Origin of the sequence: Campylobacter sp. IFREMER_LSEM_CL908 (assembly GCF_025771545.1) — a bacterium.
In the GTDB taxonomy this organism is placed as follows: Bacteria; Campylobacterota; Campylobacteria; order Campylobacterales; family Campylobacteraceae; genus Campylobacter_D; species Campylobacter_D lari_D.
On sequence record NZ_JAKMQK010000041.1, the window covers coordinates 1 to 526 of the forward strand.

The following is a 526-nucleotide window of genomic DNA, read 5'->3' on the forward strand; positions in this document are numbered from 1 at the left end:
TAAAAGAGCTATTATAGATACTGCTATCACTTTAGCTTGTGCAGGACTTGCTTATGATAAAAGTAAAAGTTTTGAAATGATGGAGTATTTTGAAAATTTAGGACTTAAAGCTGATAAAGTGTGCTTTGGATTTAATGCACTTAGTAGGTATATTGATAGAGATGGAAAAAATAAAGAAGTAATAGAATATTTTTTAAAAAAAGGATGCACATTTGAAACTTATAATGAAGAAAGCGGCGATACTCCTTTGCATGTTTGGATATTGTTTAATCATGCAAATTATTTAGAAGAAGCTTTAAAATTAGGAGCAAATCCTAATATGAGAAGTATTAAAACAGAAAATGAATTTAGTTTTAGCGATGCAGGAGAAACCCTTTTACATGGGGCAGCAGGAAGCGAAGAAAAACCTATAGGAGCTTGTGTGGAAGTGCTAATCAAATATGGAGCTGATGTGAATGCGGCTAATTGTGGTATAAGTGATATTGAAGATGGAAAAATTGAATATTATGATCCTGCTACCCCATTA

The 526-nt window shown here is 31.9% G+C and carries 1 protein-coding gene; it reads left to right on the forward strand.

All coding sequences use genetic code 11. The annotated features are described in order from the left end of the window. The coding region (locus tag L8U04_RS08285; RefSeq protein WP_263709826.1) for an ankyrin repeat domain-containing protein at nt 1–526 on the forward strand (526 nt) is incomplete at both ends.